This is a genomic window from Parapedobacter sp. SGR-10, from assembly GCF_011030405.1.
Lineage (GTDB): Bacteria > Bacteroidota > Bacteroidia > Sphingobacteriales > Sphingobacteriaceae > Sphingobacterium.
The window spans coordinates 128,521-153,000 of record NZ_JAAJTJ010000005.1 but is presented as its reverse complement, the minus strand read 5'-3'; the positions used below and the strand labels follow the sequence as shown (position 1 = coordinate 153,000).

18 protein-coding genes are annotated in these 24,480 nt (G+C 45.2%); 11 read left to right on the top strand and 7 right to left on the bottom strand.

The features are described from left to right. Positions 1–140: 140 nt before the first annotated feature. From G5B00_RS06445 to G5B00_RS06415, 7 genes are all read left to right on the top strand, one after another. Positions 141–746 carry an RNA polymerase sigma factor gene (locus tag G5B00_RS06445; RefSeq protein ID WP_240894409.1) on the top strand — a complete coding sequence of 202 codons (606 nt, stop codon included), beginning with the start codon at positions 141–143 and terminating at the stop codon, positions 744–746. A 77-nt stretch (positions 747–823) separates the two neighbouring features. Next, positions 824–1,984 carry a FecR family protein gene (locus G5B00_RS06440; RefSeq protein WP_163872445.1) on the top strand — a complete coding sequence of 387 codons (1,161 nt, stop codon included), beginning with the start codon at positions 824–826 and terminating at the stop codon, positions 1,982–1,984. Positions 1,985–2,101: 117 nt separating this feature from the next. Next, complete coding sequence (locus G5B00_RS06435; RefSeq protein ID WP_163872444.1) at positions 2,102–5,500, top strand: SusC/RagA family TonB-linked outer membrane protein; 3,399 nt, start codon at positions 2,102–2,104, stop codon at positions 5,498–5,500. A gap of 7 nt (positions 5,501–5,507) precedes the next feature. Continuing rightward, positions 5,508–7,082: a RagB/SusD family nutrient uptake outer membrane protein gene (locus tag G5B00_RS06430; RefSeq protein ID WP_163872443.1), complete on the top strand. Its 1,575-nt coding sequence runs from the start codon at positions 5,508–5,510 to the stop codon at positions 7,080–7,082. Positions 7,083–7,104: 22 nt separating this feature from the next. Continuing rightward, the gene (locus tag G5B00_RS06425; RefSeq protein ID WP_163872442.1) at positions 7,105–8,115 is read left to right on the top strand and encodes a glycoside hydrolase family 18; all 1,011 of its coding nucleotides are present in this window, start codon (positions 7,105–7,107) and stop codon (positions 8,113–8,115) included. A 5-nt stretch (positions 8,116–8,120) separates the two neighbouring features. Beyond that, positions 8,121–9,272 (top strand): DUF1735 and LamG domain-containing protein, encoded by a 1,152-nt coding sequence (locus tag G5B00_RS06420; RefSeq protein ID WP_163872441.1) that lies wholly within the window; start codon positions 8,121–8,123, stop codon positions 9,270–9,272. A 33-nt stretch (positions 9,273–9,305) separates the two neighbouring features. Further along, complete coding sequence (locus G5B00_RS06415; protein WP_205966327.1) at positions 9,306–10,733, top strand: BT_3987 domain-containing protein; 1,428 nt, start codon at positions 9,306–9,308, stop codon at positions 10,731–10,733. A 118-nt stretch (positions 10,734–10,851) separates the two neighbouring features. Here the strand turns inward: G5B00_RS06415 and G5B00_RS18385 are convergent, their stop codons facing one another. Both G5B00_RS18385 and G5B00_RS06405 read right to left on the bottom strand, forming a co-directional pair. Continuing rightward, the gene (locus G5B00_RS18385; RefSeq protein ID WP_163872440.1) at positions 10,852–11,076 is read right to left on the bottom strand and encodes a PIN domain-containing protein; all 225 of its coding nucleotides are present in this window, start codon (positions 11,074–11,076) and stop codon (positions 10,852–10,854) included. Positions 11,077–11,215: 139 nt separating this feature from the next. After that, positions 11,216–11,446 (bottom strand): hypothetical protein, encoded by a 231-nt coding sequence (locus G5B00_RS06405; RefSeq protein ID WP_163872439.1) that lies wholly within the window; start codon positions 11,444–11,446, stop codon positions 11,216–11,218. 258 nt (positions 11,447–11,704) lie between these two features. Between G5B00_RS06405 and G5B00_RS06400 the strand changes: the two genes are divergently transcribed. From G5B00_RS06400 to G5B00_RS06385, 4 genes are read left to right on the top strand one after another with little or no spacing between them, the layout of a single operon-like run. Further along, positions 11,705–13,231 (top strand): ankyrin repeat domain-containing protein, encoded by a 1,527-nt coding sequence (locus G5B00_RS06400; protein ID WP_163872438.1) that lies wholly within the window; start codon positions 11,705–11,707, stop codon positions 13,229–13,231. A 4-nt stretch (positions 13,232–13,235) separates the two neighbouring features. Continuing rightward, positions 13,236–13,712: a DUF2271 domain-containing protein gene (locus G5B00_RS06395; RefSeq protein WP_163872437.1), complete on the top strand. Its 477-nt coding sequence runs from the start codon at positions 13,236–13,238 to the stop codon at positions 13,710–13,712. After that, entirely contained in the window at positions 13,709–15,889 is a 2,181-nt protein-coding gene (locus G5B00_RS06390; RefSeq protein ID WP_163872436.1) for a PepSY domain-containing protein, read from the top strand. Before G5B00_RS06395 ends, G5B00_RS06390 begins: the two co-directional genes overlap by 4 nt. Before the next feature lie 48 nt (positions 15,890–15,937). Then, positions 15,938–16,879 carry an FAD:protein FMN transferase gene (locus tag G5B00_RS06385; protein ID WP_163872435.1) on the top strand — a complete coding sequence of 314 codons (942 nt, stop codon included), beginning with the start codon at positions 15,938–15,940 and terminating at the stop codon, positions 16,877–16,879. A gap of 21 nt (positions 16,880–16,900) precedes the next feature. Here the strand turns inward: G5B00_RS06385 and G5B00_RS06380 are convergent, their stop codons facing one another. The 5 genes from G5B00_RS06380 to G5B00_RS06360 form a co-directional block, all read right to left on the bottom strand. Further along, positions 16,901–17,389, bottom strand: coding sequence for a hypothetical protein (locus tag G5B00_RS06380; RefSeq protein WP_163872434.1), 489 nt, complete (start codon positions 17,387–17,389; stop codon positions 16,901–16,903). A 31-nt stretch (positions 17,390–17,420) separates the two neighbouring features. Then, positions 17,421–18,377, bottom strand: coding sequence for a D-2-hydroxyacid dehydrogenase (locus G5B00_RS06375; RefSeq protein ID WP_163872433.1), 957 nt, complete (start codon positions 18,375–18,377; stop codon positions 17,421–17,423). A 151-nt stretch (positions 18,378–18,528) separates the two neighbouring features. Then, on the bottom strand, positions 18,529–21,570 hold the full coding sequence (locus tag G5B00_RS06370; protein WP_163872432.1) for an efflux RND transporter permease subunit: 3,042 nt from the start codon (positions 21,568–21,570) through the stop codon (positions 18,529–18,531). Between the two features lie 110 nt (positions 21,571–21,680). Then, positions 21,681–22,739, bottom strand: coding sequence for an efflux RND transporter periplasmic adaptor subunit (locus G5B00_RS06365; RefSeq protein WP_163872431.1), 1,059 nt, complete (start codon positions 22,737–22,739; stop codon positions 21,681–21,683). Between the two features lie 382 nt (positions 22,740–23,121). Beyond that, positions 23,122–24,477 (bottom strand): TolC family protein, encoded by a 1,356-nt coding sequence (locus G5B00_RS06360; protein ID WP_163872430.1) that lies wholly within the window; start codon positions 24,475–24,477, stop codon positions 23,122–23,124. Between the last annotated feature and the right edge of the window lie 3 nt (positions 24,478–24,480).

Here is a 24,480-nt window from a genome sequence, read left to right as displayed (position 1 = left end):
AGAGCCTTCAAAGGCAGAGGAGAATTACATAAATCCATTTCATATACGGTCGCAATTATATTGCATATAAAAATGAATTTATGTAAGTTTGGAAAATAAACTTTATACTGTACATTTGCTTTGTACGACCAACTATATTCTTGAAAATAACAGAACATCCTAACGAGCAATTGTTGTTGACCGCAATTGGTGATGGTGATCAAAAAAGTTTCGAAATCCTTTTTACTCACTACTATACCCCTTTTGGGCATTATATCCATCGTCTATTGGAGGATCGATCGCTCACAGAAGATGTTTTGCAGGAAACCTTTCTAAAAATATGGATTCATCGGGAAAAACTCCCTGCCATCACCTCCTTTAAAGATTACCTGTTTATACTGATCCGAAACCGGGTCTACAATCTCTTGAAGCAAAGGGCCAAAGATTATATATTGTTTGCACCGCTGGACGAAACTAATGTCCACGCATTGGTCGAACCGCAGGAAAAGGAGGATAAAGTAGAACTGGAAGCGTATTATGCCTTGATCGAAGCAGAAGTCGAAAAACTACCTGTTCAGCAACAAAAGATATTTAAATTGGCTAAAATCGAAAAGCTGAAATATGAACAGATCGCCCAACAGTTGAATCTATCCGTAGAAACCGTGAGAAAGCACCTTTATCTGGCCAACAAGACGTTGAGAGACCATTTGAGAGGTAGAGAAGGTGAGTTTATCCTACTGATTGCCACAGCTTTACTGACAAAATAACAAAAAAAATTTTTTTTCATTACCACTTTTCTTTGTGCGGTTGTCTTTACCTTAAACACCAATAAAGGGAAGAACCAATGATAGACAAGGAATTTCAAGACTTACTATTCAAATATTTTTATAAAACGGCTTCGGCATCTGAGCGAAAAGCACTATTCGACCTACTGTCCCAAGAGAAATACAGAGAGCAGGCACAGGCTATCATGGAAAACCTGTACAATCAGGAATGGGAAGCGATGGAAGATGTTGATTTTAACCGCCAAGAGGTGTTAAACAATATTCTCCTATCCTATCCGGAAAAGAAAATCATTCATTGGAGACGATGGTCTATGTATGCCGCCAGTGTATTATTCGTACTCGGTCTTTATTTCTTCTTCCAAAAGGACCAGACAAAGGAAGTCATGACAGAACTCGTCCAACAGAACGACATTCCTGCCGGAGGCAATAAAGCCGTTTTGACCTTGGGAGATGGAAAACGGGTTATCCTAGACGGCCTAAACGAGGGTGCCGTTCTCCAAGAGGGACCGATCAAGATTACCAAATCGAGTGATGGCCAACTGACGTACAGTATCAGTCCCGACGAGCAACTAACAACATCTTATAATAGTGTGGAGACACCGACCGGAGGCTTCTATCAGATTCATTTACCGGATGGTACCCATGTATGGCTGAACTCTCGGTCTTCTTTGCGGTTTCCCACAGCCTTTACAGAACGTGAACGTCGGGTAGAACTTACAGGAGAAGGCTACTTTGAAGTGGCAAAAAATCCTTCTAAACCATTTATCGTCATGGCGGGCGATACACGTGTTCAAGTACTTGGCACGCACTTCAACATCAATTCGTATGCTATCGGAGAGTCCGTCAGTACGACTGTTTTAGAAGGAAAAGTCGCCGTGGGAAATGGACAAATGCAACGACAGGTGATCCCCGGCCAACAATTGACCGTATTCAAAAACAAACCTTCTATCCTATCGCAGGATGTTGATCTTTCACAGGTTGTCGCATGGAAAGACGGATATTTCTGCAAGAAATCCATTCGATTGGAAGATCTGATGAACGAAGTCGAACGCTGGTATGGTGTGGATGTCCAATATCAAGAACCGATAGCAGCAGAGTTTGTCGTCAAGCTCCGCAAGGACATCAGCCTAAAAGAACTGTTGACCATATTGGAGTTGACAGGCGAAGTGAAATTCAACTTAACGAACAAAACCCTAAAAGTCATGAAAACGAGAACATAACCCTTAAAAAAAAATGCAAAACCGATTTGTACATACAGTCATGGATCGGCTCTTATGAACCTATTGATCGTTTAAAAATCGAACGTTAACAAGATTTTAAACCTAATTATACAATCTATGAATTTTTTCAAAAAAGAAAAAAACAGATATCTTTTGTCCAGAAAAATCAATATCAAGATATTCTTTCACACGAAGTTGACCCTCTTGCTATTGACCGCTTTCTTGACCTTGGGGTATGGAAAAAGTTACCCCCAACAGATAAATCTAAAACTGGAGAATACCCGTTTGGATCAAGCATTCGAACTATTGGAGAAGCAGATCGACTATTCGATAGTCTATGAAAAAAGCTCATTGAGACAGTCAAAAACGTTAAATATTTCTATAGAAAACAAGTCTTTGGAAGAAACACTCAACATATTGTTGGAGAATCAAGGTTTAGATTACAAAATCCATCAAAAATATATCGTGATCAGCCGCAAAGCGAATCAACAAAACCGAACACAAGCGGTAGCGATCGAAAAAATAACCGTGCAGAGTAATTTGACAGGTACCGTAAGGGACTCCATAGGTCGCCCGATCACAGGAGCCTCGGTACTCAACACGACGAACAAAAAGGGAACATCGACAGATAATTCCGGAGAATTTGTCTTGGAAGGAAAAACCGGTGATGTGCTGGAAATCTCCTCGGTGGGATTTCAAGCTCAACGGTATGCCGTGCGGATGTCAAGTGCCATCCACATCGTCTTGTATCCCCAACAGGAGGAACTAGATGCGGTGGTAGTGACCGCTTTGGGCATCAGACGTTCGGAAAGATCCTTAAGCTATAATGTACAGCAGGTGTCGGGAGATGATCTGAACCAAGTGAAAGATGCCAACCTGATCAATTCTTTGAACGGCAAAGTTGCCGGAGTAAACATCAACAGTAGTTCTGGCGGTATTGGTGGTGCATCTAAAGTGGTACTTAGGGGTACAAAGTCTATCGCTAAGGACAATAACGTATTATATGTCATCGATGGTATCCCGATGTTCAATAAGAAGAGTGCGGAAGGCACAGAGTTTGGCTCGACCGGAACGTCTGAAGGCATAGCCGATTTGAACCCCGAAGATGTTGAATCAGTGTCGGTATTGACCGGAGCAGCAGCTGCGGCACTTTATGGATCAGATGCGGCCAATGGAGCTATTGTCATCACGACAAAAAAAGGAGCTATTGGCAAGACTACTTTAAGCCTCACCCAAAATACACAATACCATACCCCCCTCGTCCTTCCCCGCTTTCAGAACAGCTACGGAACGGGCAGTGAGCTTGCTACGGGGGTCAATGACAAAAGCTGGGGAACGAAACTGAACGAGGCCAACCATATGGGGTATGATCCTGCGAAAGATTATTTCAAAACAGGTATCACGATGACGGAAGGCCTGTCATTTTCGACCGGAAACGATAAAAATCAGACGTATGCTTCGGTTGGCGCGGTTAATTCCTTGGGAGTGATCCCGAACAACGAGTACGATCGGTATAATTTCACGTTCAGGAACTCTTCCAAATTCTTGGACGAAAAATTGAGTTTTGATGCCGGAGTCAACTATATCATCCAAAACGATCAGAACATGACCAATCAGGGTATTTATTCCAACCCATTGACTACGGCTTATCTTTTTCCTCGTGGAGACGATTGGAATGCGATCAAGATGTATGAAAGATATGATGTACAACGCAAAATCTATACCCAGTACTGGCCACAAGGACTGAATGAAGTCGTCGGGCAAAATCCATATTGGATCAATTACCGTAATCTGCGCAATATGGAAAAAGACCGTTATATGGTCAATGCCAGCTTGGACTACAAGGTCGTAGACTGGTTGAGCTTTACGGCTAGAGGACGATTGGATAACGTCCACGGGAGGTTTACCGAAAAATTATACGCCTCTACCAATACCACGATTACCGATGGTTCGCCCAATGGTTTATTCGGGATACAAGAATTGCAGAATAAACGTATCTACGGAGATATCACGGCCAATATCAACAAGACATTCAATACCGTGACCTTACAAAGTAATTTGGGAGCTATCTTACAAAGAGATTTGGAAAGAGGTTTCCCTATTCGTGGACCTTTGCTAGATAATGCTATTCCAAATAAGTTTGATATCACCCAGATCGATGACCGTAAGAAAGAGCCTTTGATCGACAGAACACAAGAAACGCAGTCGGTATTTGGTAGTTTGGAATTAGGGTACAAAAATATTTATTTCCTGACAGCCACAGGCCGTAATGATTGGCCTTCGCAGCTTGCCGGAGCCAAATCCAGCCAAAAATCGTTCTTCTACCCTTCCCTAGGTGCATCAGCTGTGCTATCGGATGCCTTAACACTTCCTTCGGGCATCCAATATTTGAAAGTGCGCTCATCTTATGCCTCTGTAGGTAGCCCGTTTCCGGCATTTTTGGCGATCCCAACATATGAGTGGGATGTGGCTACACAACAATACCGGGATCGTACGCACTATCCGATCAGCAATCTGAAACCAGAGCGTACTAACTCATGGGAAGCCGGTCTGACGACCCGGTTCTTGGACGGCTGGAGCTTGGATCTATCCCTATACCATGCGACGACATTGAACCAAACATTTGACCCGCAATTATCGGTTTCCTCGGGTTACAGTACCCTCTATGTGCAGACGGGTAAGGTCCTTAACAAGGGTGTCGAATTGGCACTGGGGTACGAGAAGAAATGGGATGATTTTACATGGTCTACGAATTACACATTCAGCACCAACAAAAACAAGATATTGGAATTGGTCAGAGACTTTCAGCATCCGGAAACAGGTGCCGTGATCAACAAAGACCGTTTGGATGTCGGAGGGCTTTCACAAGCTCGGTTTATCTTGAAAGAAGGCGGTACGTTGGGTGACCTATATTCATTGTCTGATCTGCAACGTGATGACAAGGGCAAGATTTATGTAGATCCCAACGGACAGGTTGCTGTCAATAATAACGTCGGCGATATTCTCATCGGAAGCGTGCTGCCTAAGTCGAATATGGCTTGGAGAAATAGCCTCAACTACAGAAATATAAACTTCGATTTCATGTTTGCCGCAAGAGTGGGCGGTGTGGTGTACTCTGCCACACAAGCCTTTTTGGATTACTATGGTGTATCAGAGGTTTCTGCCGAAGCGAGAGATTTTGGAGGAGTATTGATCAATGGATCCGATCGCATACATGCTGAATCCTATTATAATATAGTGGGTAACAGAAGCGGTATTCCTCAGTATTATGCATACAGTGCAACTAATGTTCGCTTGCAGGAAGTCGTTTTGGGCTACACGTTCCCGAAAAATACACTATGGAACAAGGCAGATTTGTCTTTGTCTCTGGTCGGAAGAAACCTACTGATGATTTACAATAGAGCACCTTTCGATCCCGAAACAACAGCCAGTACAGGAAATTACTATCAGGGTATAGATTATTTCATGTCACCGAGCACAAGGAATATAGGTTTTAATGTTCGACTTAAATTTTAAGCTTATTATGAAACTACGTAAAATAGGAATGTTGGCAATGGCGTTATCAATGGCCTATGTACAACAATCGTGTACCAAAAATTTTGACGATTACAATACCGATTCCAGTGGTGCTACGCTAGAGGAAGTATCCCGGGATGCTTATGTATTGTCGGCTGCATTGACAGGTCTGCAAGCTTGGGTTATTCCATTGGATGTCAATACCAATCAATTTGTCGAATGTTTATTGGGTGGATCTTTTGGCGGGTACTTGGCCGATTCGAACAACGGATTCAATGGCAAGAACTTTGCTACCTACAACCCTGAGAACGGATGGGCCCGTGTTCCTTTCAATGACGTGATCCCCAATGTCTTCATTCGTCACGCCAACGTGCATAGTGTGTCGGAAGATCCTGTGGCTTTGGCCGTAGCTGATATCATTAGGGCTATGGCTATTTCCCGTGTCACGGACATTTACGGTCCTATCCCCTATTCGAAGATAGGTCTGGATGGTGCTTTGGCCGCACCATACGATTCGCAGGAAGAAGTGTACGATTTATTGTTCGAACAATTGAACCATGCCATCGCCACGTTGACCGAAAGACAAAATCAGGATTTTTCGGCCAAAGCTGATATGGTCTATGGTGGCAATGCCCTGCAATGGCTCAAATTGGCCAACTCCCTCAAATTGAGGCTGGCTATACGTATATCGAATGTGAGTGAAGCCAAAGCCAGGGAAATGGCGGAACAGGTTGCCTCGCATCCGGTTGGACCTATTGTATCCAATACGGATAATGCCTTTGTCAATCCGATCAACAGAAATCCATTTCGTGTCATCATGTACGAATATAACAATGGAGACTCCAGAATATCGGCGGACATCACTTCCTATATGAACGGATACGCCGATCCACGCAGAGCACAGTATTTTGAGCAGTCTACTTTTACAGGTAGTACCTCCAACGGGTACCATGGATTGCGTTCGGGCATACAGATCCCAAGCGGGGACAACATCAAGCGGTATGCGAACATGAAAGTGGCCGAAAACGATAGGATACTGTGGATGAATGCCGCCGAAGTAGCTTTTCTCAAAGCCGAGGGAGCCGTAAGAGGTTGGAATATGGGTGGCGGTACGGCAGAGAGCCTCTATAACGAGGGCATCAGATTGTCCTTTGAACAATGGGGTGCTTCAGGAGCCGATACGTATCTCAACAACAGTACGAGCCAGCCTCAAAATTATACGGATCCATTGAATCAAACAGCCTTTAACTATTCCGGGACACCAAGGACAATCACGATCAAATGGGTGGAGTCGGCCACTACGGAGCTCAAACTGGAGCGTATCATTACCCAAAAATGGATCGCCAACTTCCCATTAGGTATAGAAGCTTGGGCAGAATACCGTAGAACAGGATATCCAAGACTGATGCCGGTCGTGACGAACAATAGCGGAGGTCTGGTCAATTCGGCGACTATGGCTCGTCGTCTGGCCTATCCGCAGGAAGAATATACCGAAAATGCAGCAAATGTCAGTCAGGCTGTCAGCAATCTGCTGAAAGCACCGGACAACATGGGAACGAATGTATGGTGGGCTAAACAATAAACCTTGAACGATGAAACAAAATATGATAAACATAAAACAAGTCATCCTGCTGGGAACCATCTTCTCCACGATGGTCGCTTGTCAGGATTGGAACGAAGTGTATCCATTGCGGATAAAACAGCAGGACATGGAGAACCAGAACCCGGAGCTTTATGCTGCATATCTACAAGATTTGAGAGCGTACAAAGCTTCCGACCATAGCCTGACCTTTGGTTGGTTTGACAATAGCGTCAAAAATGTGATTAGCCAAGGACAACATATCCTTGCGGTACCCGACAGCTTGGACTATCTGGTCTTGACAAGCCCGGACAATCTGGTGGAGAGGGAAACCGAAGAGATCAACAATATCCAACGTACTAAAGGAACCAAGGTCTTATACGAAATCGATGTGGAAGCTATTCGGGCAGCGTTCGAGAAAAAAGATGAAACAGATCCCCCGACGACCTTTCATCAATTTTTGGAGGATTCATTGCATACGGCTATTGCCTTTTCAAAAGCATATCCGTACGATGGCGTAATCTTTTCTTTTCTGGGTAAAAACAGACTCCATCTGACTCCCGCAGAGATAACAGAGATTGATGAGAGAGAGGTATTATTGTTTGATGCCGTCAAAGAATGGAAGGATGCCAATCCGGCTCAGGAGTTCATTTTCAAAGGTCTGCCACAATTTGTCGGTGATACCGAATGGTTAGGACAAGCTAAGTATATCATTGTACCCACGGATAAATCACTAAGCAAAAGTAATCTGACTTTTCAATTTATAGAAGCCATAGGAGCAGATATCCCTAAGGATAGGTTTATCGCATTGGCCAATCTAACATCATACAAGCTTGACGAAGCTTCTTTGGGGTATTTTGCCGATGGTTCTTCCTCCAGTATCGGTACAGCCGAATGGGTCAACGGTAACCACAGTGGGTTTACAGTCAAAGGAATAGGATTGCTGAATCTGCAATACGACTACTACAACATTTTGAAATCGTATCAGGCAAGTCGGCAAGTGATCAGTATTTTAAATCCACCTTTAAAAAAATAACAGTCATGAAAACGCATGTATATAAAAAATTAGGCATTCTGCTCAGCGCGATCCTTCTACTGTCCGGTTGTAAGGATGAAGGAACATTTGACAACAATGTGTATTTGGTCACCCCCACATTGGAAATCATTCTCAACAAGCCTTCCGTGACGACAGATGAGCGAACCTTGCAGATCGGTATTGCCAAACCAGAGGCAGAAGACATCAGAGCTGATTTTTCCATAGACCCCTCTTTAGTGGCTCGCTATAACAAGGCACATAGTGAGCAGGCTATTTTGCTGTCGGAGGAATATTACAGTTTGACGGAGAATAGTACGGTGATCGCAGCCGGAAGTGTGATATCCAATCCGGTAACGGTTCACTTTGATAAGATCAATACCTTGGATATGGAAACGGTCTATGTCCTGCCTGTGAGAGTAGCCAATACCAACCTTAGTGTATTGGAAAGCGAAAGTATCACCTATTATGTGGTGAGAGGAGGTGCATTGATCAATGTCGTAGCGGATCTGGAAGATAACTATCTCTATACCACGGCATGGAAAAATGCCACACCACTCAACGGGTTGACCCAATTTACCTTGGAAGCACTGATCCGTGCCAGAAATTTTGATAGGATGATCAGTACGATCATGGGTATTGAGGGCAACTTCCTGATCCGGTTGGGAGATGCTAATTTTCCACCCAACCAGATACAGGTCGCTACCTCTGCCGGAAATATGCCGACAGCGGATGCTTCGACCAAGGGCTTGGATGCCAACCAATGGGTGCATATAGCCGTCACGTTTCAAGGCACTGCACCCAGAAGTATAAAGGTATATGTCAATGGCAATCTGCAGTCAGAAGCCAGTACCACCTTGACTAGTAGGAATCTGGGTACGGCAGGTTTAAATGGGTTCCAGATCGGCAGATCTTATGCAGATGATCGGTTTCTGGCCGGAGAATTTGCCGAATGCAGGATCTGGAATGTTGAGCGTACGCCAGAGGAAATTGCTGCAAATCCGTACAATGTGCCTGTGGACAGTCCGGGACTGGTTGCCTATTGGAAATGTGATGATGGCGCGGGAAATATTGTTAAGGACCACACCGCAAATGAAAACCATTTGATTTCAAAATCTGCTATCCGGTGGACTCCGGTGTCATTGCCCGAGAAGAAATAACAAATAGGAACACTATATATAGATTATATGACTATGAAAAGTATTTTTAACAAGACAGGCTTATCGTCATGCATGGCGATAGCCGCTATGTGTCTGACGCTGTTCAATGCGTGTAAAGAAGAAGTCGTGGATGTGGGCCAACTTGATGAATCGTCCTACCATATCTCTTCGGAATCCATAGGATTGCTAGTCGGTGAAGATGGAAAGTCCAACAGTTCCTTGCTTGAATTCAAAGAGCAGAAGACTTATACCCTTACCGTGCAGCTGACAAAGCCGGCCACACAGGATATCACAAACACTTTGGCCATCAATGAAGAGGTTTTGATCAAGTACAACGAAGCAAACGGCACCTCGTACAGGTTGTTCCCGAAAGAATTGGTGACACTCCCCAACAGTGGAAGCTTCGAAATAAAATCCGATTCCAAGGTGTCTTCGGAGATTTCCGTACAAGTGGAAACTTCTGCTGATTTGGACGGAACAGAAACGTATGTCGTACCATTGAGTTCTAATCTATCCGGCGCACAAGGTTCGGTAAATTTTTTACTGTTCGTCAGGGACAATTCGAAGCTGCCTACCCCGGACAAATCCACGGGGATCAAGATTGTCAGTTGTATAGAAGTCAACGATACCAATCCACTAAATAACCTTTCACTCACGCTTCAAAATAGCGGCAAACCTTTGGTTGATATGGTCATCTTGTTCTCTTCAAATATCAATTACAACGCACAAACTGGAAAAGTTATCGTAACGCACAACCCCAATATCACACATATCTTGGAAAACAAAGAGAAATACTTGAAACCATTGAAGGATAAGGGAATGAAAGTCATCTTGAGTATATTGGGTAACCATGATAGATCCGGTGTGGCTAACCTTGGCCCGGCAGCAGCAAAGCAATTTGCACAGGAACTCAAGGCTACCTGTGAGGCATACGATCTGGATGGTGTATTCTTTGACGATGAATACTCGTCCTACCAGACTCCGGTACCTCCGGGATTTGTAACACCTTCGAGACAGGCTGCGGCACGCTTGTGCTATGAAACCAAGCAAGCCATACCTGATAAGTTGGTAATAGTCTACGTGTATAGCCGTACAGACAATTTTGGTGGAACCAATGCGATCCCAGAGGCTCAGGCAGGTGAATATGTGGACTATGCCCTTCATGATTATTTAGGTTCGGCCGAATTAGATGCAAGATATCCCGGTTTGCCTAAGTCGAGATGGGGAATGCGGTCAGGTGAATATGCGCAGGGTCGTTATCCATCGGCAACACAACTGAGATCCATTCGTACCGGTGGCTACGGAGCACATATGATATTTGCATTCGATCCGAACAGATCGAATTGGAGTACGGGAACGACCAGTGCCCGACAATTGCCTGCACTCCAGAATATTGCAGTGGAACTATTCCAAGATGTATTGGTGTTCGATGAGACACATAAATATGCCAAAGATTGGTAGAACGGAAAGGATTTATTATTTAGTTTGTTTTATTATCGGGGCAGATCTCTATGGGGTCTGTCCTTTTTTATCTTACCTAAACACTTTTAATAGATTTCGCATATTAGCTTTTTGACCCTCATCGAACGGGGTTAATGGTCCTCAATATTTTTATGTGTTCAAAGTCTTTGAGATTCCTTGTGTACACTGTTAAATCATATATCAAGGCAGTAGCTGCTATGATACTATCTCCTAAGTTTAGATTGTATTGCTGTCTGATCTCAATAGCTTTATCAAATATCTCTCGGTTTGGAATTATAGTTGAGGTGTAGGTGAAGATGTCTGAAAAATATTTTCGTTCCACATCCTTTAATTTGTGATAGCCCAATACTTCTCTCGTGAAATCTCAGAAATATTGGCTTGCTCATGAACAAGTAGGTTCCGCAGATAACGATATTCATCGGAGAAAGAATAGATAATAATATTGCTGTCTATTAACATGGTTATGAAAAGGGCAGTGTCCTATTTTCCCTCTGTGAGCGTTCCCATTGGACTCCATCACCAAAGGCTGATGGTTCATCTGTTTTGAAATTGAGGATACGGGTTTTAATAGCTTCCCGTTCGTTTTGATCAATAGCTTTATCCTTTTTCTCAATGATGATGTTGAGTTTCTTAGCTAATGCCAAAATCTTGGCTATTTTCTGCTCATTGTTGGATTTCAAAATCAGTTCCATAACTATTATATAGTATTGATTCACTCAAAGATACACAATATTTTTCGGTCTGCGGGTACCAAAGTTAATATCAGCGTAAAATCGAAAAAACAAATGCTTTTTTCTCAGATTTTTTATTAATATAATCTTACAAATGCTTTAAACTGATGTTTGCAGCATTTATTAAAGTCTTGCAACTTTTCTTTTCTTAAACCAAAGATTTTTTATAGTTTTGCGATTAATTTAGACTTAATTCAAATAACTTGATTTGGTACCCGTATGAAAAAACTCTTTTTAGCGATCTTGGCATCATCCGCATGCTATGTACAAGCCCAGCAAAGCAATAACACGTTGATGAATCCTGACTTTTGGAAAACCAAACCTACCATAGAACAGGTAAAAGCCGAAATAGCCAAAGGGAATAGTCCTTCTGAGGCAAATGCTGCCTCCTGGGATCCAACAGCAAGAGCCATCCTTAGTGATGCTCCTCTGGAAACCATCAAATTCATGGTCGAACAAGAAGGTAATGGCGTACATAAAAAGACGCACCACAGTGCTTCTTATCTACACTGGGCAGCCGGACGAGGAAATGCAGACCTGGTCGCTTACTTGATCGAAAAAGGTTCGGATGTACACCTGTCGGACAGCCATGGATCAGCGGTAATCACAAATGCTGCTGCCAACGGTGTGAAGAATACGGCCATTTATGAAGCATTGTTTGCAGCCGGTGTGAACCCCAAACAAAAATACGATGACGGTGCTACATTGCTCTTATTAGCAATAGCCAGAGACGACGATTTTACGATATCAGACTATTTCGTGTCCAAAGGCCTGTCGTACAATGATACCGATGAATATGGAAGCACAGCTGTTGACTATGCAGCAAGGTTTGGTAATACTGTGCTCATCGAAAAATTAATGGGTAAAGGCATAAAGCCAACGAATAGAGCACTTTTCTTTGCTACACAAGGTTCCAGAATGCACCAGAATGGTATCGAAACATACCAATATCTGGTCGAAAAATTAAAATTGGATCCCAAAGCGATCAACCCGAAAGATGGCGCTACCATCCTGCACACACTGGTACGTCGACCTAATACGGAGATCATCAACTATTTCCTGGCTAAAGGAGTTGATGTCAACACAAAGGATCATGAAGGCAATACCGTATTGATCAATGCAGCTGCAGGCAGGGACGCTGCCTTGATCGAAACATTGGTCGGAAAAACCAACGATATCAATGCCGTAAATAGTAAAGGCGAATCGGCTTTGACCAAAGCAATTGCCAGCGGTTCAGCCGAAGTAGCTTCTCTCCTGTTGAAAAAAGGTGCAGATAGCAAGCTGCTGGACAAAGATGGGTATAATCTCGCCTATTATTGGTTTAACTCTTTCAGAGAAAGAGGTCCGCAAGGTGGCGGCGGCAGGCCCGGTGGTCCACAAGGCGGAGGTCAGCCTAACGATGATTTTGAAACAAAATTGGAACTCCTCAAAAACAGTGGTGTAGATGTCGCTACTCCGCAAGGAAACGGAAGCACTCTTCTCCACTTGGCTGTTTCTAAGGAAAGCCTAAGCCAAATCAAAAAAGCAGCACAGCTTGGTGTCAATGTCAATGCACAGGACAAAGAAGGTCTGACTGCACTGCACAAGGCGGCTTTGATCGCGAAAGACGATAAGATTCTGAAAGAACTGCTTGCCTTGGGCGCAAAAAAAGACCTGAAGACAGAGTTTGACGAAACAGCTTATGACTTGGCAAAAGAAAATGATTTCTTGAAAGCCAACAATGTATCCATTGATTTCTTAAAATAAAAAGATGAAGAAAACCCTGTTTTTTACCTTATTTATAACATTATTGTCGCTAAGCTCGTTTGCACAATCGAGCAAATACAAATGTATGATCCAAATGATCGGTTATAAGGGTGAGGCTGCCTATGTGATTATATCCCTGATCAATCCACAAGGAGCATATGAAAAGACCCTTGCTGTCCTAGGGCCGGACAAGCAATGGTACAATACACTCAAAGAATGGTATAAGTTTGAGACGAAAGCAAAATCCAAGCTGAGCACCATCACCGGAGCATCGGTCAATGGTGGAGACCGTGCCGTGCGTACCATCGAGATCGAAGATTCCAAATTGAACAAAGGCTACAAATTGCGCTTTGAGTCTGCCGTGGAAGAACAAAAATACCACGTAAAGGACGTAGAGCTATCCGTCACGCCACAAGGGCTGACCGAACGTGTGGAAGGAACGGGATACATCCGTTTTGTCAAACTAAGTAAAGTGCAATGACCCTATCCATCTGGAGGTATGCCCATTTGGCTTTGGCCATTATCTCCGCTGTGTTTTTGTTGATCCTTTCCGTGACGGGAGTCATCCTGGCCATCGGCGCTATAGATGAAAAAACACAAGGATACAAGATCCATGATTTCCACACCATAAACCTCGCACAGACCATTCCGGTGCTGTGGGAGGTTTATCCCGAAATAATCGAGCTTTCGGTAGACCACAACGGGTTTGTGTCTGTCGATGCCACAGACCGGGAAGGTAATGCTGTCAAAGCCTACATTAATCCCCTCACCGGAGAAGCATTGGGTGAGGTCAGGCCTCAAAGTGACTTTATCCAATGGAACATAGCTCTGCACCGCTCATTGTTCCTCAAAGAGACAGGACGGATCATCATCGGTCTAGTTTCTTTTCTACTCTTTCTGATCACGATTACCGGAGTCATTCTTATCGCCAAGCGACAGCAGGGACTACGGAATTTCTTTGCCCGGATCAATAAAGATTTCTTTTCACAATACTTCCATGTCGTCACAGGACGTATTTTTCTGATCCCTGTTTTGATCTTGGCCCTTACAGGCACGTATCTTTTTATGGTACGTATCGATATGGTAGGCGCTGAAAATCAAACAGTCGATCACGTACAGCACGAGAAAGCAGCAAAGAAAGATCTGGCCGATTTTTCTATTTTCCAGAGCACCCCACTGGCCGACGTGGAAAAGATCAGTTTTCCATTTATGCCCGATGATCCCGAAGAGTTTTATATCCTGAAACTGAAAGACCGGGAACTTTCCGTCAATCAGATTACCGGCGAGATAGTCGAAGAAAACCGCTATCCCTATAGCTTGATGCTAGAAAAGCTCAGTCTCGATCTGCATACAGGACGGACCAGTGTTATCTGGGCAATTATTTTGGGACTTGCTTCCTTGAATATCCTGTTCTTTATGTATACGGGTTTTGCCATTACTTTCCGTAGAAAAGGAACCAGGATCAAGAATAAATTCAATCCATCGAATGCAGAATATATCCTACTGATAGGAACCGAAAATGGCAGTACATTGTCCTATGCCAACAAAATCCATCAACAGCTATTGGCATATGGATATAAATCCTTTTTGACCGAGATGAACCGCTTTGCTCCTTTTCCCAAAGCCAAGCATTTGTTGGTCTTCAGCTCAACCTATGGTTTAGGTACTGCACCGGCCAATGCCACCCATTTTGATAAGTTAGTGGCCAGGTTTCCACAGGATCAGCAGATAGGCTATTCGGTCATTGGTTTTGGTTCCAAAGCTTATCCGGATTTTTGTGCGTATGCCCGGTACGTCGACGAGCTGTTGGCCAGGCAACCTTGGGCCACGAAGTATCTCGATCTGCATACGGTCAACGACCGTTCTGTAGAAGAATTCATCACCTGGATAAAAGCCTGGAGCCAAAAAGCATCCTGTGAATTGGCGGTTACGCCTGCCCTTTACGCTACCAAAATAACGGGACTGCGGAAATTTGATATCTTGGAAAAAACCGAAGTCACCGAAGACAATTCCACCTTTAAGATCGTACTGCGGCCTCGGAGGCGACAGGCTTTCCGATCGGGCGATCTATTGGCCATCTACCCGGCAGACGATGGTCGGGAGCGGCTCTATTCCATAGGCAAGAAAGAGGATAGTATCCAGCTCATGGTGAAGCTGTATCCTAACGGATTGGGATCGGAATTCCTGTATCGCTTATCCGAAAATGGGCGTATATCTGCTCGGATTGTGGCCAATAAAGGGTTCCATTTTCCGAAGAAAGCTCCGAAAGTAGCCATGATTGCTAATGGAACGGGCATAGCGCCTTTCCTTGGGATGATTTCGGAAAATAAGAAACGTATTCCTATTCATTTGTATGCTGGTTTCCGGTACAACAATGTTCTTTCGAAAGAATACTGTCGTTTTGCCGAAGGGGAAATAGCGGCCGGACGGTTGGCCGATTTCCAAATAGCCTTTTCACGGGAAGAACATGCACGATACGTGATGGATCTGATCCGGAAAGATGCCTCCTTCTTTGCCGATCTGTTGGCAGGCAAAGGTGTTATCATGATCTGTGGTTCGTTGGCCATGCAACGGGATGTAGAGGAGGTGCTGGCAGAGATCTGCGCAAGTCATGGATTGAGCGATTGGCGTGGACAGATTCTTTCGGATTGTTATTAAGCTGGCCTTGATCTTTTTTTTCTTACTTTCATCACAACATTTGCTACTATGAAGATCCTTTTGACGATATCTTTTCTTCTCATAAGCCTTTCCTCTGGGCTTTGCCAGCAAGTATTCAAGAAGCAAACGGTGCTGATGGGATCGGTTTTTGAACTGGTGGTGATAGCGCATGATTCTGCTCAAGCTGAAGGGTATTTTCAGCCAGCCATAACCGAAATAGAACGGATCGAAAACCTGATCTCCGAATGGAGGCCACATACCCAGATCTCGCAGGTCAACCAATATGCCGGCATCCGACCCGTAAAGGTGGATCGGGAGGTTTTCGAACTGACCCGCCGTGCTATCCGATACAGTCGGCTCAGCAATGGTGCTTTTGATATCAGCATCGCTGCCTTGGACCATGTCTGGGTGTTTGATGGCAGTATGGATACGCTCCCCTCTCCTACAGCTATCGAAAAATCAATCCAGGATGTGGGCTACCAACATATTTTACTGGACAGTCTTCACTCGACGATCTTTCTGGAAAAGAAAGGCATGAAAATAGGATTTGGCTCCATAGGAAAGGGCTATGCCGCAGACAGAGGCCGTGAACTTCTGCAATCGCTAGGTATTCAAGGCGGCATTGTCAATGCTTCGGGTGATCTTTCGGCCTGGGGCACCCAACCCGACAAACAACCCTGGAAAGTAGGTGTCAGCAACCCGTTCAAAGCACATAAAATCCAAAAAGTTCTCCGCATAAAGAATGGTGCTGTGGCCACATCCGGCAACAACGAGAAGTTTGCCGAGATCGATGGCAAGCGTTACTCCCATATCATCAACCCCAAGACAGGCTGGCCCTCCGCCGGTCTGGCCAGCGTGACCGTGTGGGGGCCTTCGGCAGAATTCGCCAACTTCCTCAGTACCTCCATTATGGTCTTGGGCCGGAAAGAAGGTAAAAAACTGCTCGAAAGATTCCCAGGGTATAAGGCTGTGATGGTGCGGGATAGGTAAAAAAGGAAGGTATTTAAATCGTTATTTTGAATGCTTCAAAGACAGCGCTTCCAATTGTTGGTTAAAGTCATATTGTAGATCTTCGTGTAGCGCATCGATCTTTTGACGCACCGAGGCCAGCTGTCTGTCCAGCAGGTTCTGTAGCGTTTTATCTTTGCCGATGGGTGGTGATAGTGTTTTGAGCCGTGCACAAAAATCCAACAGCAGCTCGACTTCCGTTTCTTTTTTTTGTGAATAGCGGATGTATTTCTTTACGTCCTTTAATATTTTCCGAATGCTTTTTCGCATCCAGTAGTAATTTTTGGTATTGATCATTGCCAACTGTGCCATCACTTCCCGTTTGACGCTCTCTACGTAGGCATTTTCGTCATCCGCTTCAAAGAGCAAATAGGTGAGCAATTCCTTGTTTTCTTTTTTAAACTTTGCCAGGCGCAGACAGAGCGCTAGCAACTCATCGGAAGAGCGGTAGCTGAGTTCTTTTTTGAGTTGGGAGATGGTAGAGCTTTTCATTGTTCTGTTGGTGTGGTCTGCCCTTGCGGTATCAAGTATTCACTTTATTGATCGGCTCGCCACGTAGATACGCCTTGAGGTTTTCACTGATCAAGTGCATGAGGCGTTCGCGCGTCTCTTGGAGCGACCAGGCAACATGTGGGGTGATCACACAGTTTTTAGCGTTCAATAAGGGATTGTCCGACGAAGGAGGCTCTGAACTGAGCACGTCCAGGCCTGCACCTGCGATGACTTGGTTGTCCAATGCTGAGGCCAGGTCTGCCTCATTGATCAAGGCACCCCGGGCGGTATTGAGCAGATAGGCTGTCGCTTTCATCTTTTCCAGATTTTCTTTGTTGACGATGTGTTCGGTTTCGGCACTGAGCGGGACATGCAGGCTCAGTACATCACTTTGCCTGAACACCTCATCCAACGAGACCATCTGGATATCCGGGTCATTAGTCTTGTTGGGGTTTTTGCGGTAAGCGATCACCCGCATCCCGAAAGCACGGGCGATGTCGGCCACCTTCTGCCCAATGTCGCCTAGCCCGATCAGTCCCATCGTTTTATCTACGACCTCCAGCAGAGGCGTTTCCCGGAAGGTAAAATCCTTGCTGGCGGCCCATTTGCCTGCGTGGACTAGATCACTGTGCGTCTCGACACGGTTCAGGAGGGCAAATAACAGAGCAAACGTGTGCTGCGCCACAGCATTTGTACTATAACCTTTCACATTGGTCACGGTGATCCCATGATCCGTCGCTGCCGGCAGATCGATGATGTTAAAACCGGTAGCCATCACACCGATATATTCCAGATCGGGCAATTGCTCCATCATTTTCCGGGTGATCTCAACCTTATTGGTCAGTACGATGGGTGCACCTTTAGCCCGTCCGACGACCTCTCCGGCCGCAGTGCGCTCGTAAACAGTGACCTCGCCTAACGATTGTATGGGGCTCCAATCCAAGTCCCCCGGATTTAAGGTATAACCGTCCAAAATGACAATCTTCATAGTTTTTATTTTTAAAGTTACGGAAGTGAAGGAGGTGATGAAAGTTATGATGGTCATTACCCCTGTCACTTTATTTAAATAGATGCACAGTGACTTGTAAAGATACTCGTTATCTGTGAGAGATACAATATACGGCTTGCCGAAGGGGTCCCTACACCTCCGGTGGTATCAACTTATACACCACAGGTGTCACGACACGAGACAACAAGGTAGAGCTGATCAACCCGCCGATCATGACGATTGCCAAGGGGGAAATCAATGGATTGGAAGACCATGCAATAGGCAAAAGTCCACCGATCGCTGTCATGGATGTCAGGATAATCGGCAGGAAGCGTATCTCTCCGGCCTTTTCGATGGCTTCGTTCAGTGCGACTCCTTCCCTGCGCAATTGATTGGTAAAGTCCACCAGCAGGATGGTGTTTTTCACTTCTATCCCTGCCAAGGCTACAATACCGATGGTCGCCACAAAGGACAGGGTATTGCCCGTAACCAAAAGAGCCAAGACCGCTCCCACAATACCGAGCGGAATGACAGACAGGACAATCAACGTGCTCTTGAAGGTTTTGAATTCCAATACCAATACGGCGATGAACATAAATATGGTGACAATGACGATGGTGCCGAAGCCACCAAAAGCAGCTTCACGGCTTTCGACCTCGCCGCCCATCTCGTACGAATATCCCAATGGAAAATCAAATGCATCCATCTGCTTGATGACGGCATTGATCACCTCATCGTTGCTATACCCTTTCTTTACAAAAGAATTGACAGAGACTGTCCGCTCCTTGTTCTTGTGGTAAATACTGGATGGCGAAGACTCCAGTTCCAACGTGGCCAATTGATTTAAGGGAATGGCCGTTCCCTCCACGTTATTGACAAAGACACCTTCCAGTGTGTGGATGGAAGCATACTCTTCACGGGGGACGGTAACCAATATTTCATAGTCATTGTTGTCCGAATCGGGATCCGAGTACGTCCCGGCTACATAGCCGGCCAATGCTACCCTAACCGTCTGATCGATCGTAGTGGCAGGGACACCAAACGCCATGGCCTTCTCCCTATTGATACGGATGCGCAGATCCGATTTGTTGTTCTTGATGGGATTGTTGACATATTCTGTGCCTTCGGTCGTTTTCAGCATATCTTCTATACGCAAGGCCAACTGTTGCAACGTATCCAGATTGTCCCCAAAAATCCGCACTTCTACCGGCGAAATCACCGGAACGCCCTGCTCAAAATCACGAACCTCGACCTTTGCACCCAGATAGGGAGACCATTGCTTTCGGAGCCGTTCGATCAGGGCAATTTTATCCTTGGATTTCACATCGTCGTGCAGCTGTACAAAGATATCGGCGTAGGATATATTTTCACCGGCCTGCTGCATATTGTAATAAATACTGGGATTGCCCTTACCCACATTGCTCGTAAAATATTTTACCTCCCCAATTTCTTTCAAGTCTCCTTCTATATGTCGGGTGATGCTGTCCGTCGTCGCTAGATTGCCCTGCAGCGAAGTACGGATCTGAATCATAAACTGTGGTTTTTCGGATGGGGGAAACAGGCTGAAACCGATAACCGGAATAAGCCCCAAGGATCCGAGGAATACAGCAAGGGCAATCAATGTCGTCTTGCCCGGATGCCGGAGTGCTGTATCCAGCAACTTGCCATAGGTATTGTGGATCCATTTCTGTAGGGTACGGAGGATAATATTTCCCCCTTCATCTGCATGGGGCTTCAATATCTTGCTGGACAGAAACGGTACGATCAGCAGAGCGACAAACATGGATCCGATGACCGAGGCGATCACGGCTGTAGGCATGCTCCGTATGAAATCGCCCGCCATCTCAGGCATAAACATCAAAGGCATGAATGCGATGACCAAGGTGACGGTACAGCCTACAACGGCCAATGCAATCTGTTCGGTTCCTTTAATGGCCGATTCGAGACGGGAATATCCTTCGCGCATCCAACGCTCGATATTCTCCACGACCACAATACTGTCATCCACGACCAGCCCCAAGGCTACCACAAATCCGACGATGCTCAACTGGTTCAATGAATAGCCCACAATATTCATCGTGATCAATCCCAACCCCAAGGATAATGGAATAGCAATCATCACGACAAGGGAAGCTCTCGTACCCAAAGGCAATAGGGTGATCAATACCAAGCTGATCGCGATCAGAAAATCGATGCCCAAGCCGGTCAATCGTTTATTGACGTTGTTGCCCTGGTCAAAGGAAAGGATCAGGTCTACATTGTCCGGCAAGTGGCTTTTGAAGTTTGCTAATACGGTTTTGTACTGTTCTTGGGTATGCGAGATATTTTCGCCTTCCTTTTGGGCGGCATTGATCAAGACACATTGATAGCCATTGAGCCGTGTGATATGGGTATTCGTGCCAAATGAAGGATAGATATCTGCAATGTCCCGTAGCAATATATTACGGCCTTGTGCACTGGAAACAATCGTGTTTTGGATCTGCTCTATGCTTTGGTAACTGCCACTGGTCGTGACGCTAAAGGATCGTGTGCCGGCATCGATGCTTCCTCCCGGTATATTCAGAGTTTCGCTCTGCACGGCCTGTATGACTTGGTTCATAGGAATACGAAGTTCGGCCATTTTTGCTTGGTGCAGATCGATGCGTACCTGTTGATTGGGCAGTCCAGAAATCTCTACATTCTTCAGTGCTTTTATTTTTTCGAGTTCAGATCTGAGGTCGTCCGAGAGCCGTTTCATCGTAGCTCGTGAGGCATTTTCAGAAACCAAGGCTACCTGGATGACACTGACATTGGTAGGATCTACCTTGAGCACTTCCATGCTGTATATATTCTCCGGCAGCTCCGGGCGTGCAGCATTCAGTTCACGGACCAATTCCTGGTATTTTTCGTTATAGTCCGTCTTGAACTCGTATTCGACGAAGATGAAGGCAAGCCCGTTGTTGATCGTGGTCTTGATGTCTTTGATATTGTCCAAACCATAGAACCTTGATTCCAAAGGTTTGACGATCAGGTTTTCCATATCCTTTGGACTGGTGCCGGGATAGACAACCACCACAGGAAAGCTCGAAGCCCTCATGTCGGGATCCTCGGCCCTTGGCATGGTCAGTATGGTGCTGATGGCTACTACCATGACCATGATCGCCATAATCAAGGTAAACTGGTAGTTTTTAATGGGATATTTGATCAAACTCATGATAAAAATTAAAGACAATAAAAAAACGCGTCATTGCGAGGAGCGGAACGACGCGGCAATCTGCGTTTTTCGTCTAATGAGATTGCTTCGTGCCTCGCAATGACTAAAAATTACTTTTTTATACGAATGACAGAACCGTCGACAAGATATGGGCTACCCGACACAATAATGGATTCAATTCCTTCCAACCCCTTGACGACCGTTACGGCATCATTGTGGATATCGCCCAATATGACTTTCTGTCTTACGGCCGTCTTCCCGTCTTTGGTGACAAAAACATACGCCTCTTTTCCGTGGGCATCGACAAGCGATTCGTAAGGGATCTGCCAGCTGTGCTGCTCCTCTCCTTTACCACTGGTCATAATCTTGGATTTGCCAAATACTCCTGAAGCTAATTTGCCGTCTGGCTGACCTTGCAATTCCAGATAGACGGTAAAAGTACCCGACTGCGGATCCAATCCTTCGGATTTTTTGGATACAACCGCTTTGATTTCCTGATTGGGCAATGCATCTGTATACACCATTGCCTCATCTCCCTTTTGGATTACCGCCCATTGGGCATCGCCCACCCCTACCTTCAATGTCCACGTGCCTTTTGCTGCACCATTCACCTGCAGCACGGGTGTTCCCGGACCGACAACTTGCCCTTCGTTAGCCAGTTTGGCCAGGACATAACCGGTCACCGGAGAGACAATATGCAGGTGCTGCTGGTTGTAGGTTACGGCATGGACATCCTGTTCGGCCAACTCCAAAGCCGATTTTGCATTTTGCATCTGTTCCAATGTGGCTACGCTATCGAGGTAGAGCTTTCTGGCACGTTCGTAATCCCGACGGGCCTTTTCCAAGGCGATATTGGCCTGCCCTGCCATAGCATCGACCTCGACCGCCTGTACCGACGCAAGGCGTTGTCCCTTACGGATCGCATCACCTTCTTTGACATATATCTTCGAGATCACACCGCCATTCTTGAATCCCAATAAAGTCTCATCATCGGTTGTAAAAATACCTGTGGCTTCCACCACCGAAAGTGCTCCGAGCTGCTGCAAGGGCATCAGCTTGACCGGTATGGTATCCTCGACCTGTATTGCAGAGGTACGTTCACCGCTACCGCTACAAGACGAAATCAGAGCCAGTGCTAGTATACAGTACGATATATAGTGTGCTTTCATATAAATTGAGATTTAGTATATCTTTTTGGCAATTATATATTTCTTTAACCAAACTTTGTCGTCATTTCGATGAGGAGGTACGACGAAGAGAAATCTATGGCCAAGTAGAAAATTAGTCCTATTCATCCATAGATTTCTCCTCATTCTTCGTCGAAATGACGGGTTGGTTGCTAAAGTATATAATTACCATATTTTTTAACCACATAGGGGCATAGTTTTGGATTTATATCCTTGATTGACCACTAGATAAGGATGCCAAGGCATAATGATAGTAACAGATAGAGCTATGTTAGGGAATTTATATTCTCTATGCCTGCTTTTTGGCACATTGAAAAGTCCTATATACCCATGTGGTTTCATTTTTGATACAATTTGAATTTAATCAATCTAAAGGATAGGTTGCTGTTTCGCGTTCGAGTTTGGCCAATGCGGCCAGCCATTTGTACCGTGCAATATTCTCTGCCAAGCGCGCAGATGTAAATTGGGCGCGGGCATCTATGGTTTCTATATAGGTATTGACACCCTCGTTGAATCCGCGTTGGATAAGGCGTTGATACGTATCGGCAGCTTCTACCTGCTGTTTGGCCGACCGGTAATTTTTTTTGGTGGTGACAACTTCATTGCGTGCGACACGGGCAGCCAATTCCAGCTGTTGTTTCACCTGGGTCAATTGATTTTGCGTCTCGGCAACAGCGATCTGACTTTCCTTGATCTTCAGACGGTTCCGGTTGCCCTCAAAAATCGGAAATGTCAACTGTGCACCGATCATCAGATATTGGGATTCTTTGTCGAAACGCATATTCTCGGCTTGGGATCCGGCATCGACAAAAGCATTTAGTTTTGGAAAAAAGACCTGCCGATTCATCTTGACCACGGTCTCCTGTACATCAATCTGCTTGGCAAGGATATCCAACTCTTCCCGCTCGTCTACCGACAGACCCAAGGAAGACTCTAGGGACTGGTCGATATGGGGATTGCTCCCGAAGTCGATAGGATCAAGGGCCTCTCGATTGAGCAAGGTATTGAAATAGTATTGGGCATTGAGTCGCTGTTGCTCTGCTTCATTCAGTTGGGCTTCCACCTGTGCGATCTCGGCATCTGCCCGCACGACATAGGCATGGAGACCCTTGCCGGCGTCGAGCAGCTTTTGGTTGACGCGTTTGCCTTCCTTAGCCAATTGAAGGGAGTTCTGAAAGACTCCCACAGCATCGCAGGCACTCAAATAATTGTAATAAGCCTGCTTGATGTCCTTAACCAATTCCCGTTTATAGATCTCCAGGTCTGTCTCTTGCATACCGACCAACTTTTGATTGATGTCCTTATTATGCTTAATGTCTGTATTGATAAGCGGCATGGTCGCCCTAAACCGGGCGTCGTAATAATTACGAGGCAAGAAGTTTATCTTTTCATTGTCGATCTGCGGAAAAAGCTGGCTCTGTGTCAATTGATTGAGGGTGTTGTACACAGGATTCAACATATCCCCTACGGGCAACAATATAGCACGTCCCCCATTGGCCGTAGTATAGGTCATATCAAAGGTCAGGTTGGGCAAGTACATACTGCGTGCGATATCCAAGGCATTCATGGCCTTCTGCAGGGAAAGGTTCTTTTGCGCAATGACAAGATTGTCTTCCATACCCTGTCTGATGTATTGATCCAACCTGCTGTCCTGTGCTTGGACATGTACGATACCACAGGCAAAGCAGATATATAGGATATTTATTAATACTGTTCTCATTCT